16 protein-coding genes are annotated in these 17396 nt (G+C 69.2%); 8 read left to right on the plus strand and 8 right to left on the minus strand.

Annotated elements, in window-relative coordinates; translation table 11 throughout:
- Positions 1 to 42 precede the first annotated feature (42 nt).
- Together ypfJ and ACWDMM_RS08610 are read left to right on the plus strand one after the other, a co-directional pair.
- Positions 43 to 966, plus strand: coding sequence for a KPN_02809 family neutral zinc metallopeptidase (ypfJ, locus tag ACWDMM_RS08605; protein WP_195082315.1), 924 nt, complete (start codon positions 43 to 45; stop codon positions 964 to 966).
- 117 nt (positions 967 to 1083) lie between these two features.
- Positions 1084 to 1620 carry a hypothetical protein gene (locus ACWDMM_RS08610; protein WP_195082314.1) on the plus strand — a complete coding sequence of 179 codons (537 nt, stop codon included), beginning with the start codon at positions 1084 to 1086 and terminating at the stop codon, positions 1618 to 1620.
- Between the two features lie 76 nt (positions 1621 to 1696).
- Here the strand turns inward: ACWDMM_RS08610 and ACWDMM_RS08615 are convergent, their stop codons facing one another.
- A complete protein-coding gene (locus tag ACWDMM_RS08615; RefSeq protein WP_357110304.1) occupies positions 1697 to 3313 on the minus strand; it encodes a hypothetical protein in 1617 nt (538 codons plus the stop codon).
- Positions 3310 to 3639 carry a type VII secretion target gene (locus ACWDMM_RS08620; protein ID WP_040867626.1) on the minus strand — a complete coding sequence of 110 codons (330 nt, stop codon included), beginning with the start codon at positions 3637 to 3639 and terminating at the stop codon, positions 3310 to 3312. The genes ACWDMM_RS08615 and ACWDMM_RS08620 overlap by 4 nt, the downstream gene beginning before the upstream one ends.
- A 208-nt stretch (positions 3640 to 3847) precedes the next feature.
- Between ACWDMM_RS08620 and ACWDMM_RS08625 the strand changes: the two genes are divergently transcribed.
- From ACWDMM_RS08625 to ACWDMM_RS08640, 4 genes are all read left to right on the plus strand, one after another.
- Complete coding sequence (locus tag ACWDMM_RS08625; RefSeq protein ID WP_449936737.1) at positions 3848 to 4852, plus strand: NAD-dependent epimerase/dehydratase family protein; 1005 nt, start codon at positions 3848 to 3850, stop codon at positions 4850 to 4852.
- Between the two features lie 31 nt (positions 4853 to 4883).
- On the plus strand, positions 4884 to 5900 hold the full coding sequence (locus ACWDMM_RS08630) for an Rv2578c family radical SAM protein (RefSeq protein ID WP_357110298.1): 1017 nt from the start codon (positions 4884 to 4886) through the stop codon (positions 5898 to 5900).
- A gap of 111 nt (positions 5901 to 6011) precedes the next feature.
- The gene (locus ACWDMM_RS08635) at positions 6012 to 8150 is read left to right on the plus strand and encodes a 2-oxoacid:acceptor oxidoreductase subunit alpha (RefSeq protein ID WP_449936740.1); all 2139 of its coding nucleotides are present in this window, start codon (positions 6012 to 6014) and stop codon (positions 8148 to 8150) included.
- The gene (locus ACWDMM_RS08640) at positions 8147 to 9226 is read left to right on the plus strand and encodes a 2-oxoacid:ferredoxin oxidoreductase subunit beta (RefSeq protein ID WP_357110295.1); all 1080 of its coding nucleotides are present in this window, start codon (positions 8147 to 8149) and stop codon (positions 9224 to 9226) included. The genes ACWDMM_RS08635 and ACWDMM_RS08640 overlap by 4 nt, the downstream gene beginning before the upstream one ends.
- A gap of 29 nt (positions 9227 to 9255) precedes the next feature.
- On the opposite strand, the gene ACWDMM_RS08645 is transcribed toward ACWDMM_RS08640, so the two are convergent.
- The 3 genes from ACWDMM_RS08645 to hisS form a co-directional block, all read right to left on the minus strand.
- On the minus strand, positions 9256 to 10260 hold the full coding sequence (locus ACWDMM_RS08645) for a malate dehydrogenase (RefSeq protein ID WP_357206718.1): 1005 nt from the start codon (positions 10258 to 10260) through the stop codon (positions 9256 to 9258).
- A 126-nt stretch (positions 10261 to 10386) separates the two neighbouring features.
- Positions 10387 to 11034, minus strand: coding sequence for a hypothetical protein (locus tag ACWDMM_RS08650; RefSeq protein ID WP_449936745.1), 648 nt, complete (start codon positions 11032 to 11034; stop codon positions 10387 to 10389).
- 146 nt (positions 11035 to 11180) lie between these two features.
- Positions 11181 to 12452 carry a histidine--tRNA ligase gene (gene hisS, locus ACWDMM_RS08655; RefSeq protein WP_195082306.1) on the minus strand — a complete coding sequence of 424 codons (1272 nt, stop codon included), beginning with the start codon at positions 12450 to 12452 and terminating at the stop codon, positions 11181 to 11183.
- Between the two features lie 139 nt (positions 12453 to 12591).
- Between hisS and ACWDMM_RS08660 the strand changes: the two genes are divergently transcribed.
- Both ACWDMM_RS08660 and ACWDMM_RS08665 read left to right on the plus strand, forming a co-directional pair.
- Positions 12592 to 13470, plus strand: coding sequence for a peptidylprolyl isomerase (locus ACWDMM_RS08660; protein WP_195082305.1), 879 nt, complete (start codon positions 12592 to 12594; stop codon positions 13468 to 13470).
- Positions 13471 to 13876: 406 nt separating this feature from the next.
- Positions 13877 to 14422, plus strand: coding sequence for a hypothetical protein (locus ACWDMM_RS08665; protein WP_195082304.1), 546 nt, complete (start codon positions 13877 to 13879; stop codon positions 14420 to 14422).
- A 91-nt stretch (positions 14423 to 14513) separates the two neighbouring features.
- On the opposite strand, the gene ACWDMM_RS08670 is transcribed toward ACWDMM_RS08665, so the two are convergent.
- Genes ACWDMM_RS08670 through ACWDMM_RS08680 form a run of 3 tightly spaced genes read right to left on the minus strand, consistent with a single transcriptional unit; the run spans position 14514 to position 17335 of the window.
- Complete coding sequence (locus ACWDMM_RS08670) at positions 14514 to 14897, minus strand: DUF4913 domain-containing protein (protein ID WP_323124419.1); 384 nt, start codon at positions 14895 to 14897, stop codon at positions 14514 to 14516.
- Complete coding sequence (locus tag ACWDMM_RS08675) at positions 14894 to 16729, minus strand: type IV secretory system conjugative DNA transfer family protein (protein WP_195082303.1); 1836 nt, start codon at positions 16727 to 16729, stop codon at positions 14894 to 14896. Before ACWDMM_RS08675 ends, ACWDMM_RS08670 begins: the two co-directional genes overlap by 4 nt.
- A 42-nt stretch (positions 16730 to 16771) precedes the next feature.
- On the minus strand, positions 16772 to 17335 hold the full coding sequence (locus ACWDMM_RS08680) for a hypothetical protein (protein WP_195082302.1): 564 nt from the start codon (positions 17333 to 17335) through the stop codon (positions 16772 to 16774).
- Positions 17336 to 17396 lie beyond the last annotated feature (61 nt).

The following is a 17396-nucleotide window of genomic DNA, read 5'->3' on the forward strand; positions in this document are numbered from 1 at the left end:
CGGGTTGGGTGACCCCGGGGGACGAGCGAGAAAGCGACGACGATGACCTTCAACGAGGGCATGCAGATCGACCCCGACCGGGTTTCGTCCGGCGGTCCCGGCATGGGCGGCAAGCTCGCGCTGGGCGGCGGCGCGGGCGGGCTCATCGTGCTGGTGCTGGCGCTGCTGCTGGGTGGCGACCCCGGATCCATCCTCGGCAGCTTCACCGGCGCGCAGGACCAGAGCCAGACGCAGCCGGGCACGGCAGGCACGCCGAGCCACTGCAAGACCGGCGCGGACGCCAACAGATACGTCGACTGCCGGGTGGCACTCACCGCGCAGAGCCTGGACGCCGTGTGGTCGGCCGAGCTGCCGAAGCAAGCGGGCAAACGCTATTCGCAGCCGAAGGTCGTGCTCTTCTCCGGAGCCACCTCGACCGGATGCGGCAACGCCACCAGCGAGGTGGGACCGTTCTACTGCCCGGCCGACCGGACCGCCTACTTCGACACCAGCTTCTTCCAGGAACTGGTGGATCGCTTCGGTTCCAGTGGCGGCCCGCTGGCGCAGGAATACGTCGTGGCGCACGAGATCGGCCATCACATCCAGAACCTGCTCGGTGACATCGGCCGCGCGCAGCGCGATCCCAGGGGCGCGAACTCCGACGCGGTGCGCACCGAATTGCAGGCCGACTGCTACGCGGGCATCTGGGCGCACTTCGCGGACAAGCAACCCGCGCCGGGCAGCGACCAGCCGTTCCTGAAACCGCTGTCGGACAAGGACGTCAACGACGCGCTGTCGGCGGCCGCCGCGGTCGGCGACGACCGCATCCAGCGCGCCGCGCAGGGCCGGGTGAATCCCGAAGCGTGGACCCACGGTTCGTCCGATCAGCGGCAGAAGTGGTTCCTCACCGGCTACAAGACCGGTCAGGTCCGCGCCTGTGACACGTATTCGGCGCCGGACCTGAACAACCCGTCCGGCCTGCGATAGCAGCGGATCCGAGCGATACAGCGCGCCGACTCCCGCCGAGGGTCGGCGCGCTGTCATGATCTACGGCAGTTCGCCTGTGCCGCAGGTGGACACGGACAGCACCGGAAGATGGGATCGATGCGAGTAACGAAAGCCGTTCTGCTGGTTGTGACGCTGATCGTCGCGGTGGGCTCGGGCGCCGCGACGGCCGACCCGGCACTGGATCGCCCCAGCGCGCTACCGCCGATCGCCGCGCCGCTGGCGCTGTTCACGCTGACCACCATTCCCGACGGTTGGCAGACGCGGACGGATCTGCGCCCGCAGCTGGAGATCTTCGCCGACGGCAGGGCGGTGAGCAGCCCCGACGCGGTGGCCGCCGAGCGTCGTCCCGAGACTCCGCCGAAGCGGATCGACGGGCATATCCCCTCCGACGTGCTCAGCGCGGCGCTGGCCGAGACCAAGGCGCTGGCCACGGCGGACCTGGGCGTGCCGAAGGCCACGGACCAGAGCAGCCGGATCATCGACCTCATGCCGCAGTCGCCGTCGGACGACGTGCACCTGGTGGTGTACTCGCCGGACACCACCGAGGGGCTCGGCGCGGAGCAGCAGGCCGCACGCAAACGCTTCGCCGACCTCTACCGGAAATTGATCGACTCGTTCGTGCAGGACAACTGAGACTCTCGTCGTCACCCGGCCCGGCGGCGGTGATCCGTTCGGGCCGGGTACGGCGCCCGGCCCGCTCGGCGTCGCGTCAGAACTGGTCCTGCTCGTAGTCGGAGCTGATGATCTCGTCCGAGTGCGTGGCACCGATGACATCCGGCGTCGACTCGCCCAGGGGGCCGGTGAGGTCGTCGTTGCCGGTGGGGCTCGAGTAGGGCTGCACCGTGCGCGAGTGTTCCTCGTCGTTGGCGCGCTGCCCCGCCGCGCCGGCCGGGCCGCCCATGAAGCTGCTCGATCCGGCGGGGGTCGTACCGGCCGGTGTGCCGGTACCGAGCGACGTGCCCGGTACACCGGAGACCGGCCGGATCGGCGGGACAGTGGTGCCGGGCAGGCCGCTGGCTTTGGGAACCGACGGCGTGCTCGGGCTGCCGGGACGGCCGGGGCTGCTGCCCAGCAGACTGCTGGGCGTGCCGTGGCTGGTGCTCGGACTGTGCGGGGTGCTGTGCACCGACGACGGCGTGGTCGTGGGCGACGTGGTTCCCGGCGTGGCGGAGTCCAGGCCCGCCGCCTTGGTCGCGGTGTCCGAAGCGGTGGACTGCGCCTGCTCCAGGATCGGTTGGCCGACGTTCTCGGCCAGAGCCTGGGCGACCTCCTGCGGCGCGGGCCCGCCTCCCGGCGCGACCAGCTGCTGCACCATCCCGCTGAGCTCGGCGGTCTTACCCGCCAGGTCACCGCGGGTGGCGTTGACCACGCCGACGGCCTGACCGAGGTGTTCGGTGGCCGACGCCATCAGCGTCGCCTGGGCGGGCGGGGTGAGGATCACCGGCGCGAGCGCGGTGGCCTGGGTGGCGAACGACGACGCGATGCCGAGCAATTGCGCGTTGCCCTGCTGCACCACCGCGGCGGCCCGCTGTGTGAGTTCGGAGATGTCGATGCCCCGCTGGCTGGTCTCCTGCCCCTGCACATTCGCCTGCTGACTCGCCGCCTGGGCGTTGCGCGCGGCCTGGCTCTGCCACAACTGCTCGACCGTGCTCATGCTGCCCTTGCCCACCTGCATGGCCATCTCGATGACCTTGGAGGACTGGCTGAGGATCGCGGTCGGGTCGAACGCGCCGATGACGCCGGTGCCGAAACTGCTCAGCAGGTCCAGGATCGGCTTCATCAACACGTCGACGCCGGGCAGCGCGGGCACCGCGACGCCCTGCAGCAGGGCGGCCACCGGATCGGCGGGCAAAGCGGGCAGCGAGCCGGCCGCGGCCGCCGCCTGATTCACCGTGCTGGCGATCGCGCTCGGCGCGGCGGCGAGCGCGCCGTTCAGCACGCCGTTCGCCTGATCGAGCGCCGTCTCGATCGCGGGTGCCGCGACCTGGTCGAACGCGGTGTTCGTGTCCCCGAGCAGCGCCGAGGCCTGATGCGCGACGCCGTGCGCGTCCTCGGCGCTCGGCGCGCCGTTCAGTCCGGGCAGACCGGCGGGCACGGTGGCCGACTGCTGATCCTCGGAGATCTTGCGCGACAGCACGAACGCGGGCGGCTCGATGGGGGGAAGGTCTTCGGGCAACTGCGGCAGCGGCAGGTCGAGCACCGCCTGGGCCGGTGTCTGCTGCAGCGCGTCGAGCACGGCCTGCTGGCCGATGGCGACGTTCTGCTCGGCCGCGTGCGCGACCGCCTCGTCCTGCGGCGCGATGAGGCCGCTGTCCAGTGGTCTCATACCGCGCCCCCGATCTGGCCCGCGATGGACCCGAGCGCACCGGCGTTGGACCAGTCCACGGCGTCGTACGCGGCGGCGGCGCTGAACGCCGAGTCGGACAGCTTGGCGTACTTGGCGGACAGATCGTTGATGTCCTTGGCCTGCAGCACTTGCGCCGCGGCGAACATCGCCAGGTAGTCCGCCCCGATCAAACCGAAGACCGGCACGAGCGCCGAAACGTTCTTCACCGCGTCGAAATTGCCCGCCCCCGCGAGATCACCGGCGATACCGGCGTTCGTGGCGGCAAACGCCCGGACCGCTTCGGTCTCTACCGAGAGATCACTCATCGAGTTGCCCCCCAAATCGTCGTACAGATCCGCGTCATGCAGTTTTCGAATCCGCCTACCCTGCCGAATCGGCAAGGGCCGCTACGGATGCGCTCAATATAGCGGACCAGACCGGCATGTTTCGAGCCCGAACGCGCCGCAGGACCGGGCGAACCGGACCGAACTGGAACGTGTTGCAAATTAGAACAAGTTCTATATTCTCTGTCCCATGAAGGTCGCAGTGACCGGCGCAGCCGGCTACCTTGGCACGAATCTGCTCCGCCTCCTCACCGAGCGCGGTCACCAGGTCACGGCCGTCGATCGGGCCGTTCCCGCCGAGCCGGCGGCGCCCGGCGTCACCTGGGTGCGCGGCGACGTGCTCGACCCGGCGTCGATGCGCGCCGCGCTGGACGGCGCCGAGGTGGTCTACCACCTGGTCGCGGTGATCACCCTGGCCGAGAAGAACGATCTCGCCTGGCGGGTGAACACCGAGGGGGTGCGCGTTGTCGCCGAAGCGGCGCTGGCGGTCGGCGCGCGCAGGATGGTGCACGCCAGCTCGATCCACGCGTTCGACCAGTACAGCTGCGGCGGCCGGATCGACGAGAACGCGCCGCGCTCGACCGACCCGGCGCTTCCCGTCTACGACCGCTCGAAATGGGCGGGCGAGGTGGCGCTGCGCAAGGTGATCGACCAGGGACTCGACGCCGTGCTGTGCAATCCCACCGGCGTCTTCGGCCCGCTGGACTACGGCAAGCCGCTGTCCCGCATCAACCGGACGCTCAGGGACGCGGCGCTCGGACGCGTGCCCGCCATGATCGGCGGCGGATTCGACCTGGTGGACGTGCGCGATGTCGCCGAGGGCCTGGCACTGGCCTGCGAGCACGGCCGCACGGGCGAGAACTACCTGCTCGGCGGCTCGATGATCTCGATGCTCGAGCTGTGCCGCGTCGCCGCGACCCACGGCGGCAAGCGCGGCCCGAGGTTCGCCATCTCCCCCAAGCTCGTGTCCGGCGTCATCCCGGTGCTCGCGCCGATCGGCAAGCTGTTCAACTCCGACATCGTCTCCAAGGCGGCGCTCGGCGCGCTGATCGCCGCCCCGGTCGTCGACCACGGCAAGGCCGAGCGCGAGCTCGGCTACCGGCCGCGCCCGCTCGACGACACGGTGCGCGACCTGGTCGCCTTCTTCGCCGACCCGGCGGCGCTCACTCCTCCCGGCGCCAAGCAGATCGCTTGACAGTCGCTAGAACACATGTTCGACTGAGGGGGTGCGGTGGCAAAGCCAGACCCTGGACGCCGAGGACGGCGCCTTGCCCGGGTTGTCCCGGGCCGGTCTGGTGCGCACCGTGCGGACACCGGAGTTCGAGGGCATCACGTTCCACGAGGTGCTGTGCAAGAGCGCGCTGAACCGGGTGCCCGAAGGCGCGAACGTGCCGTTCCAGTGGACCGTCAATCCGATGCGGGGCTGTTCGCACGCCTGCCGCTACTGTTTCGCGCGCGGCACGCACGAATACCTGGACCTGGACGCGGGCCGGGACTTCGACTCGCAGATCGTGGTGAAGACCAATGTCGCCGCGGTGCTGCGCAAGGAGCTCGGCAGGCGGTCATGGCGCCGCGAGCCGGTGGCGCTGGGCACCAACACCGATCCCTATCAGCGCGCCGAGGGGCGATATCGGTTGATGCCGGGCATCATTCGCGCGCTGACCGAATCCGGCACCCCCTTCTCCATCCTCACCAAAGGCACCTTGCTGCGCCGGGATCTGCCTTTGCTCACCGCCGCGGCGGGGCAGGTGCGGGTGAGCCTGGCGGTGTCGATCGCGATCCTAGACGAGGATCTGCACCGGAGCCTGGAGCCGGGCACGCCGTCGCCCCGGGCCCGGCTGGAGTTGGTGCGCGCGCTCACCGACGCGGGGTTCGCGGTGAACGTCCTGGTCGCACCGGTCATTCCCTGCCTCACCGACGGCCGCGCCCACTTGGACGCGATCTTCGGCGCGATCGCCGAGGCGGGGGCGGAATCGGCGGTCGCGTTCCCCATGCACCTGCGCGGCAGCACCAGGGGCTGGTTCCTGTCCTGGCTGGCCGAGCACCATCCGGCGCTGCTGCGCCGCTACCGCCAGCTGTACCGGCACGGCGCCTACGTCACCCCGGAGTACTCCGCCTGGCTGCGCTCCCGGGTCACTCCGCTGCTGGCGGAACACGGTTTGACGGCGCGCGGGCGACCCGAACCGGAGACACGAACCGAAACCGCACCCACGAGCGACGCGCAGCTGGCATTGTTCGCCTGACGCGGGCAACCGCCGAATCTCGCCGGTCCGCGCGCTTCACGGGCGCGCACCGCGTTCGACGGAGTAGTTTGGCGATGGCACCTCTCAGCGACGAGGAAGTGAAGCAGGCATATGGTTTCACACCAAAACGATGTCGGCACAGCTAAATTGGAAAAGGTTGTCATTCGGTTCGCCGGGGACTCCGGCGACGGAATGCAGCTGACCGGCGATCGCTTCACCCACGAGGCCGCCGCCTTCGGCAACGACCTGGCCACCCAGCCCAACTTCCCCGCCGAGATCCGCGCGCCCCAGGGCACGCTGCCCGGCGTCTCGTCGTTCCAGATCCAGATCGCCGACTACGACATCCTCACCGCGGGTGACCAGCCCGACGTGCTGGTCGCGATGAACCCCGCCGCGCTCAGGGCGAACCTGGAGGACCTCCCGCGCGGCGCCACCGTCATCGTCAACACCGACGAGTTCACCAAGCGGGCGCTCGCCAAGGTGGGTTACGCCGCCGATCCGCTGGCCGACGAGACGCTGTCGGACTTCGTGGTCCACCGGGTCCCGATGACCTCGCTCACCCTGGGCGCGACCGAGTCCACCGGAGTCGGCAAGAAGGACGCCCAGCGCGCGAAGAACATGTTCGCCCTCGGTCTGCTGTCCTGGATGTACGGGCGCCCGATCGGCGGCACCGAGCAGTTCATGCGGGAGAAGTTCGCGACCAAGCCCGACATCGCCGAAGCCAACATCCTGGCCTTCCGCGCGGGCTGGAACTACGGCGAGACCACCGAGAGCTTCGCCACCACCTACGAGATCGCTCCCGCCAAGCTTCCGCCGGGCACCTATCGGCAGATCACCGGCAACACCGCGCTCGCGTACGGCCTGATCACCGCCGGTCAGCTCGCCGGGCTGCCGGTCTTCCTCGGCACCTACCCCATCACGCCGGCCTCCGACATCCTGCACGAGCTGAGCAAGCACAAGAATTTCGGCGTCACGACCTTCCAGGCCGAGGACGAGATCGCGGGCATCGGCGCGGCGCTGGGCGCGGCGCTCGGCGGTTCGCTCGGCGTCACCAGCACATCCGGCCCCGGGCTCGCGCTCAAGAGCGAGACCATCGGCCTCGCGGTGATGACGGAGCTGCCGTTGGTGGTGATCGATGTGCAGCGCGGCGGTCCGTCGACCGGACTGCCGACCAAGACCGAGCAGGCCGACCTGTTGCAGGCGCTCTACGGTCGCAACGGCGAGTCACCGGTGGTGGTGCTCGCGCCCCGCTCCCCCGCCGACTGCTTCGCCACCGCGGTCGAAGCCGCGCGCATCGCCCTCACCTACCGCACTCCGGTGCTGCTGCTGTCCGACGGTGCGATCGCGAACGGGTCCGAACCGTGGTCCATCCCGCGCGTGGCGGAGCTGGAACCCATCGACCCGGCGTTCGAACCGGAAGGCGACGACAGCGATCCGTTCCAGCCGTACGCACGCGACCCCGACACGCTCGCCCGCCCGCTCGCCGTCCCCGGCACGAAGGGCCGCGCCCACCGCATCGGCGGTCTGGAGAAGGCGGACGGCAGCGGCAACATCTCCTACGACCCGGCCAACCACGAACTCATGGTCCGCCTGCGCCGAGCCAAAATCGACGGCATCGAGGTGCCCGATCTCGTGGTGGACGATCCGGATGGCACGGCCGAGCTGCTGCTGATCGGCTGGGGCAGTTCCTACGGTCCGATCGGCGAGGCGTGCCGGCGCGCGCGGCGGCGCGGTGTGCCGGTCGCCCAAACGCATCTGCGGCATCTGAATCCTCTGCCCGCCAATCTCGGTGACGTGCTGCGCCGCTATCGCGTCGTGGTCGCGCCGGAGATGAACGGCGGCCAGCTGGCCATGCTGCTGCGAGCGAAGTACCTGGTCGACGTGCGGCCGTGGACGAAGATCGCGGGCACGGCGTTCTCCGCCCAGGAACTGGTCGGGGTCATCGACGCGGCGCTGGACGGGTCGATCGAGGAGCTGGAACAGAACAAGGTGTTCGCCGCGAAGGCGAGGGCCACATATCGAACGCTGCCGGACGAAGTCCGTCCACAGCCCTGTGCCGGGCCGAGCGCAGGCGAGGCAGCCACATATCGAACGCTGCCGGACGAAGTCCGTCCACAGCCCTGTGCCGGGCCGAGCGCAGGCGAGGCAGCCACGTATCGAACGCTGCCGGACGAAGTCCGTCCACAGCCCTGTGCCGGGCCGAGCGCAGGCGAGGCAGCCACGTACCGGATGGCTGGGGGTAACGCATGACCATCGTGGAAACCGCACTGGTCGGCACCGACCTGGGACTGACCGGAGTCTCCGGGGTGCCGTCGGCGGACGGACCGCAGAAGGTGAAGGACTTCACCTCCGACCAGGAAGTACGCTGGTGCCCCGGCTGTGGCGACTACGTGATCCTGGCGACGGTGCGCGGCTTCCTCGCCGAACTCGGATTGCGCCGCGAGAACCTGATGTTCGTGTCCGGGATCGGCTGCTCGAGTCGCTTCCCGTACTACTTGGAGGCCTACGGGATCCACTCCATCCACGGTCGCGCGCCCGCGATCGCGACCGGCTTGGCGGTCAGCAGGCCGGACCTGTCGGTGTGGGTGGTGACCGGTGACGGCGACGCGCTGTCCATCGGCGGCAACCACCTCATCCACGCGCTGCGCCGCAACGTGAACATGACCATCCTGCTGTTCAACAACCGCATCTACGGCTTGACCAAGGGCCAGTACTCGCCCACCTCGGAGCAGGGCAAGATCACCAAGTCCACCCCGATGGGCTCGGTGGACCACCCGTTCAACACCCTGTCGGTGGCGCTGGGAGCGGAAGCCACCTTCGCCGCCCGCGCCCTGGACTCCGATCGTGCGGGACTGACCGAAGTGCTGCGCGCCGCCGCCGAGCACCGCGGCACGTCGTTCGTGGAGATCCTGCAGGACTGCCCGATCTTCAACGATGGCTCGTTCGACGTGCTGCGCCGCGACAACGCCGCGGACCATCTCATCCCGCTGCGGCACGGCGAGCCGATCCGCTTCGGGGCCGAGGGGGAATTCGCGGTTGTGCGCCGTGGTTTCGGGCTCGCGGTCGCACGCGCCGACAGCGTCGCGGAGTCCGACATCGTGGTGCACGACGCCTACGCCGACGACCCGGAGTACGCCTACGCGCTGTCGCGGTTGTCCGATCAAGGGCTCGAGCATGTCGTCACGGGCATCTTCCGCAGCGTCAGCCGGCCGACCTACGACGACGCGGTGCGCTACCAGACCGAGACGGCGCGGGAACGGAAACCGGTCGGTCCGGAATCGCTGCAGTCGCTGCTCACCGGCTCCGAGACCTGGACGGTCGAATAGCGGGCCCCGCGCCTGCTCCGCGGGGCCGGTCAAGCTCGCTTGGCGAAACCGAGGTCGATGACGGCGTCGCGCTCCTGCTCCAGCTCGGCGACCGAGGCGTCGATCCGGGCGCGGGCCTGCTCATCGATCGTCAGCCCGGGCACGATGGTGTACTCGCCGTTCGCGCAGGTGACCGGGAACGAGCTGATCAGCCCTTCGGGCACACCGTAGGAGCCGTCCGATGGCACGGCCATGGACACCCAGTCGCCGTCGCGGGTGCCGCGCACCCAGTCGTGGATGTGATCGATCGCGGCGCTGGCCGCACTCGCCGCCGAGGACGCGCCGCGGGCCTGGATGATGGCGGTGCCGCGCTGCTGCACGGTGGGCACGAACTCCTCGGTCAGCCACGCCGGATCGCCGACGAGGTCGAGGGCGGGACGTCCCGCGATGGTGGCGTGCGCGATGTCGGGGTACTGCGTCGCCGAGTGATTGCCCCAGATCGCGACCCGCGCGATGGCGGCGGCGGGCGCACCGGTCCGCTTGGCCAGTTGCGCGATGGCGCGATTGTGATCCAGACGGGTCATGGCGGTGAAACGCTCGGCGGGCACGTCCGGCGCGTTGCTCATGGCGATGAAGGCGTTGGTGTTGGCCGGATTGCCGATCACGAGCACCTTCACGTCGTCGGCGGCGCTGGCGTTGATCGCGGCGCCCTGCTCGGTGAAGATCGCGCCGTTGGCGGCGAGCAGGTCCGCACGTTCCATCCCGGCGGTGCGCGGCCGTGCGCCGACCAGCAGGGCGATGTCGGCGCCCGCGAAACCGATCCACGGATCGTCGCTGATGTCGACGGAATCCAGCAGCCCGAACGCGCCGTCTTCCAGTTCCATCGCCACGCCCTCCAGCGACGCCACCGCGGCGGGAACTTCCAGCAGCCGTAGACGCACGCGCGTGTCGGGGCCGAGCATCGCGCCGGAGGCGATCCGGAACAGCATGCCGTAGGCGATCTGGCCCGCGGCTCCGGTCACGGTGACGGTCACGGTCCCAGCGGCGGTGCTCACGAACGAACTCCTTGCGATCGGCGGACTTCTGCTGCCCACCCTAACCACTCTCACCGCGACCGAACGCCCACGGTGAGCTACGCGACAGTGCCGCGCGCGCGGTCCCCGAGGACAACCGCGGCAAGGTCAGCCGAGCGTGGCGACCTCGCTGTCGGTGAGCACGATCGGCGACACCGCGTCCTTGGCGCGCGCCAGCCGCACGGCGCGATACAGCGGCCGCTCCTCCAGCCCGGCATCTCGTGCCTCGGCCCGCAATTGCTGCACCAGCATCTCCGAAACCGCTACCGCCGCGGCCAATTGACTGGCGGCGAGCGCGTCCGCGAGCCTGCGCAAACCGAGCAGATGCATTTCGCGGCCGCTGCCCGCGTCGGTGTACATGGCCAGCGGAACGACCTGCGACACCTCCCCCGCGGTGACCCGCAGGGCGATCCGGCTCAACCGGGCCGGGAACACCAGGACTTCGACCCCGGTGGCCGCCGACATCTCCACCCGCCGCTCGCCGAACAGCCTGCGCGCGTGAATCACCGTGCCCTTCAACCACATTCGCCGCCGGCGCAGCGCGACGGCGTACAGGACGGTCGGCGCGCCGACGACGACGCCGACGGCGGCCGCGATCGGCCAGCTCACCACGGTCGCGGCCAGCAATGCCGCGCCGAGCCCGATGCCCGACGCGGCCAGCGCGAGGCGGCGCAGCATCGGCGCGTACAACTCGGGCGCGACCAGATCGAGGCCCACCGGCGCGATCGCCTGCTGGTCATCAGAATTCGTGGACACTGCTCCGCCCTCTCGCGACTCCGGCGGCGGTGGTGCGCGCGCCGGTCACGCTACCGCTCCCGTCGCCCGGCCGGCCACGGGTTCGACGCACAGTACCGTGCGGTCGGCGGTCGCGCCGCGAAACCCGGCGCGTACCCGCCACCGCGCTACCCGGCCAGCGACTCCCGGATCACGCCGACCACCTCCGGCAGCGGAATCTGCCGCTGGTCACCGGTCGCCATGTCCTTGAGCCCGATGGTGTTCTCCGCGAGATCGCGATCGCCGAGCACGAGGGTGAACTTCGCCCCGGAGCGGTCGGCCGCCTTCATCGCGCCCTTCACACCGCGTCCGCCGTAGGCCAGATCGACCCGGACGCCCGCCGCGCGCAACTGGGCGGCCACCACCACCAGCCGCTGCTTGGCGGCGTCGCCCAGCGGCACGCCGAACACCTCGCAGCGCGCCGGGTTGCCCGCCGACTTGCCCTCGGCCGTCAGCGCCAGCATGGTCCGGTCCACGCCGAGGCCGAACCCGATACCCGACAGCGGCTGCCCGCCGAGTTCGGCCATGAGACCGTCGTAGCGGCCACCGCCGCCGATGCCGGACTGCGCGCCGAGACCGTCGTGCACGAACTCGAAGGTGGTCTTGGTGTAGTAGTCGAGGCCGCGCACCATGCGGGGGTTCACCACGTACGGCACACCGAGCGCTTCCAGGTGGCCGAGCACCTGCTCGAAGTGCGCCTTGGCCGACTCCGACAGGTGATCGATCATCAGCGGCGCGTTCGCGGTCATCTCCCGCACCTGCGGCCGCTTGTCGTCCAGCACGCGCAGCGGGTTGAGCTGGGCGCGCCGCTTCGTCTCCTCGTCCAGCGGCAGCCCGAACAGGAAATCCTGCAGCAGTTCGCGGTACTGCGGGCGGCAGGTCTCGTCACCGAGCGAGGTGACCTCGAGCCGGAAGCCGTCCAGGCCGAGCCCACGGAACCCGGCATCGGCGATGGCGATGACCTCCGCGTCCAGCGCCGGATCGTCGACGCCGATCGCCTCGATGCCCACCTGCTGCAACTGCCGGTACCGGCCCGCTTGCGGCCGCTCGTAGCGGAAGAACGGACCGGAGTAACACAATTTCACCGGGAGCTGGCCGCGATCGAGACCGTGTTCGATCACCGCGCGCATCACGCCGGCGGTGCCTTCGGGCCGCAGCGTGACGCTACGGTCGCCGCGGTCGGGGAAGGTGTACATCTCCTTGGTGACCACGTCGGTGGACTCGCCGACACCGCGGGCGAACAGGCCGGTGTCCTCGAAGACCGGCAGCTCGATATGCCCGTACCCGGCCAGTCGTGCGGCGCGGAGCAGGCCGTCGCGTACCGCCACGAACTCGGCCGAGCCGGGTGGCACGTAGTCCGGTACCCCCTTCGGGGCGGAGAAGCTGCTGGTCTTGGTCACGATGCTCCAGTTTCCACCACTACGGCCCCGCAAGTCCAACCGGTTGTCCGAACCGCCTCTCGAGGAGGTTGCGGAACAGTCTCAGGGAGAAATGGCACACTCTTATCCCGATGTAACCGGATACGGGAGGAACGTGGTAGTGCCGACCAACGAACAGCGACGAGCAGCGGCGAAACGCAAGCTGGAACGTCAGCTCGCCAACCGGGCCGAGCGGGCGCGCAAGCGCAAGCAACTCACCATCGCCGGATCGGTACTCGGTGTCGTCGTGGTGGTCGCCGCCGTGACCGGGGTGTACTTCTTGACCCGCGGCGACGACAGCAGCAGCTCCGACGCCGCCGACGCCTCGCTGTCCAGCACTCCCGCCGCGGCCGCGCCGCCGTCCGCGAAGGCCAAGCCCGCGACGGTCGACTGCACCTATCGCGACAGCGCCAAGCCCGCCGACAAGCCGGTCGGCAAGCCGAAGGCCGACGGCATCCCCACCACCGGCGTCGATGCCAAGATCAGCGTCAGCGTGGAGACCAGCCAGGGGCCGATCGGGCTGACCCTGGACAACGCCGATTCGCCGTGCACGGTGAACAGCTTCGTCAGCCTGGCGTCGCAGAACTACTTCGACGGCACCAGCTGTCACCGTATGACCGCGGGCGAGGGCCTGAAGGTCTTGCAGTGCGGCGATCCGACGGGTACCGGAATGGGCGGACCCGGTTACGAGTTCGACAACGAATACCCGACCGATCAATACGCTCCGAACGATCCTGCGGCGACCTCGGAGCCGATCGCCTACAAACGCGGCGTGCTGGCCATGGCCAACGCGGGACCGGGCACCAACGGCAGCCAGTTCTTCATCGTGTACGCCGACTCCCAGCTTCCGCCGCAGTACACCATCTTCGGCACCGTGGACGACAACAGCCTCGGCACGCTCGACAAGATCGCCGCGCTGGGCCAGGACGACTCCAACGGCCCCGGCGACGGCAAGCCCAAGCAGCCGGTCACGATCCAGTCGGTGCGTATCGACCGCTGAGTGTGCGCCCTCGGGCCCGCCGCCGTTCTCCGGCAGCGGGCCCGAGTCGTGTCCAGCCCCAGGTCGACGTGAGAAAGTCGAGCCATTCTTCGGTCAGGATGCCCTCAGCTCGAAGATCGTCCGGCTCGCCCGAAGACACGCCGGAAATGTGCGATATATGCCGATGAAGCAGCGCACTCGTTCGTTTGTGCCGACCTTTGTCAGGTAACCTCGAAACAAGAAGTTCTTGCAGCGTAGTGCGGCCTCGGCCGGGCTATCCCCGGGCAGGAAGCGCCACGCCACAAGTTCTTCGGGTGTCCACGTTTGCAGGCGGGACCCGCTGCACGGGACTACAGTTCGCGTGGCGGCGTCCGTAACGAAGCACCACAATCATCCATAGTGATCACTGCAGCATCGGGGAGCAGCCATGTCCGAGGAACTGGACGACATCGGCCGGGAAACCGCGGCCATGATGAGGACAATGTTGCAGCTTGCGACGCTGGTCGCCTTGCGGACCCGCGAGCGTGGTCAGAAGGAAGCCGAAGCGCGCGTCAAGCTCACCGAAGCCCGGCTCAAAGAGGCCAAGGAACTGCAGCTGCGGGAGGCCCGCGACGCGAAGGCCAAGGATCCGCGCAACACCGAGCTGGCCCGGCTCATCGAGAAGCCCATCCCGCAAAAGGGTGTGTCGCTGGAAAAGGACCGGTTCTCCGCGCAGGCGGAGGCTTCCCGAATGGCGGCCACCGCCGCGGGCAACCCGGCTATGCGGTACGACTCCCAGGAACGTCGCATGGCGATCGCGGCCCATCTGGCCAAAATGGGTGTCGCGCCGGAGCTTGCCGCGGTACGGATGCTGATCGAAGTAGGACAGGCACAGCCGCCCGGCGAAGCCGTGCGCACCCGGCCCGGTGAGGCCCCTACGGTCACCAGGGCGGGACGGGAACAGGAGTCCCGCGGCCTGGAACGAAGTCGATAGCCGGAAGACGAACGAGTGCCCGCTGGATCATCCAGCGGGCACTCGGCTGTCGGCGAACCCTTTCGACGGGAAGCGCCCTGACGCCTCGTCGTCACGCAGGAAAGTTACCTATCGTGGGGTCGCTGAACATGCCGTTCTGCGGCGCTTTCGTCGGCAGCGGACTGAGCATGTCCTTGTGTCCGTTGCGCACACTGCAGTACTTGAACGGCCCCTTGGGATCGAACAACTTCGCCATATGCGGATCGGCGTGATCCAGGAACCAGACGCTCAGTCCGGTCGCTCCGTCCTGGCGGTAGTGCTCCCAGGCGCGCCACAGCGCGTCCAGCCGGGCGATGGCCTCCGCGTGTTGCCACCACTCCGGGCACCACACGGTGTCACTGAGATCGGTGACCTGCCGACGGTAGATCACGCTGAGATAGTTCTCGACGAAATCCACCACGTTCGCGTAGTGCATGTTCTGCTGCTGTTCGTTCACAGCGGCCGGACCTCCTCGACTTGGCCGTACTCCGGCGGTGGCGTCGACTTGCTCAGCGACGGCGAACCGATGACGTCCGCGATTCGCGTCTTGTGCTGCGGATCATGGTGCGAGATGGACTGTTTCACGTCCGCAGCGTACTCACCCTCCCACCACGGCACGGTGCGGATGAGCACCGGTGGCGCACCGGAGGGGAACAGGATGGCCCGTCCGCGCGGCAGCGTCGCCAGTCCGTTGACCGAGAAGGTCTTGGACGAGCTCAGCGAGCGCGAGTAGCTCTTGCCGCCCTTGGATTCGGAGACCGACTGCGAGATCGCGTCGTACTCGCCGAGCACGTCCGAACGTTCCTGCAGGAACTTCGTGTCGTCCACGCCGCTGCCGAGCACTTTGATGTTCGCCGCCGACCACAACGCGTTCATGCCGCTCTCGCCCCAGCAGCGGACGCCCTGCGCCCAGGACTGCAGCACGGTCATCACGACGATGCCCCGCGAGCCGAAGTGGCTGTACTGCTTGGGCAGATCCTTCCAGCGCACCACGTTGGCCGCCTCGTCCAGCACCGCCAGCAGCGGGATCGCCAGGCGGCCACCGGCCGACTGCGACGCCTTGCGCATCGCCACGTCCACCACCGCCTCGGTGAGCGCGCTCACCAGCGGCGCGGCCGAACCGCGGCCCTCGAGCGACAAACTGTAGAGCGTTCCGTTCTTCTCCAGGAACTCCAGCTCGTCGAATTCCTGGCGGTCGCCGCCCCGGGAGATCCACGGATGCACGTTCGACAGTTTCAGGCACCGGATCATCTTCTTCGCCGTGCCGAAGATGCCGCTGCGCGTGCGCGGATCGGTGTTGTACTGCGAGGACAGGCCCGAGGCCGTGTAGTGATGGCGGGCGGCGCGCAGCAGCTCGATCGGTTCGGTGTCCTGCGGGTTGGTCACCCACTCCCACACCTGCACGATCGGCCTGCTGCCGTTGCGGTCGCCGACGGCGGCGGCGAGGAACAACCCGGCCAGCAGGTCCTCGGCCTCGGGATCGAAGAACGCGTCGGTCTTGGTGTCGCGGCCGTCGTCACCGTCGGCGAAGTGCCCCGCCAGCCGCGCCGCGCGCATCTCACAGCCCTCGCGCTTGGCGTCCACCCAGGACAGCGGATCCCAGAACCAGGTCGGCTCCTCACCGGCGACGCCCTGCGGATCGAAGACGAAAGTGGGACTTCCCTTCCCCTCGCGCACATCCCGGGTCGCGTCCACCACGTCGCGCTTGTTCGAGGTCGCCAGCACCGGACCGATCGCGGTGAGGATCGCCGGGATCACCCGCGACGTCGACTTGCCCTGGCGCGGACCCCAGATGTCCAGGTGCAGATCCTCGTACGAGCCGTAGAGCATCACCCCGTCGGCCACACCGACGCCGATCGGCACGCCCGGAGCGTCGTTGTAGCCGAGCTTCACCCCGAGCTGCTGGGCCTTCTCCCGGACGCCCGCCTCGGTGAGCATCGAGATCGCGCCGCCGTTGCCCATCACGTCGGCCTTGTCGTCGACCGGCAGCCTGCCCTTGGACCTGCGCTTCTCCAATTCCTTGCGGATCACCAGATACGCGACGACGCTCAGGATCACCAGCAGCACGATCGCCGTGGCCGCGGCGGGCCAGCGCAGCCTGCCCCGGGCCAGATCCGCCAGGATGGCGATCGGGTTGAAGGGGACCTTCTGCGGGCTGCCCTCCAGCATGTTGCCCAGATGCAGTGCCAGCCAGAGGGTTCCGAAGATCGCGAAGCCGGCGTAGGTCAGTAGCAGGCTGACGTCGGGTCCGGGGATGGCCGGATCCGTCACCTTTTTCTTCTTCGCCATGTGTCCCTCCTGGGTAGGCCGTCCGGTACGGAAAGCGGGTGGTCAGCGGAATGCGTCGAGCCGCCAGCCGTCGGGTGTGCGCACAACGGTGGCGATCACCGTCGCGGGCGGCAGCGGCTCCTTGCGTCCGTTCGGGTAGACGACGGTCTGCTCGATCCCGATCTTGAACTGCTGGATGTTCGGATCGCTCAGGGCCGGCGCCTTCTCCCCGGACGCGAACGTGAACGCCTCCACGTGCGCCCCTTCCCTCGCCCAATCCGCCCATTGCAGCGTCGACTTCGGCGTCTCGGCAGCGGTGGGCGTGGCATCAAGCATACGAATCAGGCTGGGGCCGAGAAACTTCCGCGCTCGGCCCAGGGACTCGCCCTGGGCCTCGGTGGCGGGCTGCCAGCTGTAGATCTCCCGCAATGCCGCCACCGCGACACCGTCCGGCGTGACCGGGTCGGGTGCGGGCACGCCCTCCAGCAATCGGGGTGTGGACGTAGCGGGGTGCGCCGCATCGGATCCCGAGTCCGCGCGGTCGGTCCGGCCACAGGCCGCGCCCAGCACCGCGACGCTCACCACCAGCATCACCACCAGTTTCGCGCGTGCATTCGCTCTATCCATCCAGGCTAGCCGCACACCGGGGCGTCGCGGCAGTACCGCCACCGTGTGTTCGCGCCCGTCA

The organism is Nocardia sp. NPDC003726 (assembly GCF_053586955.1).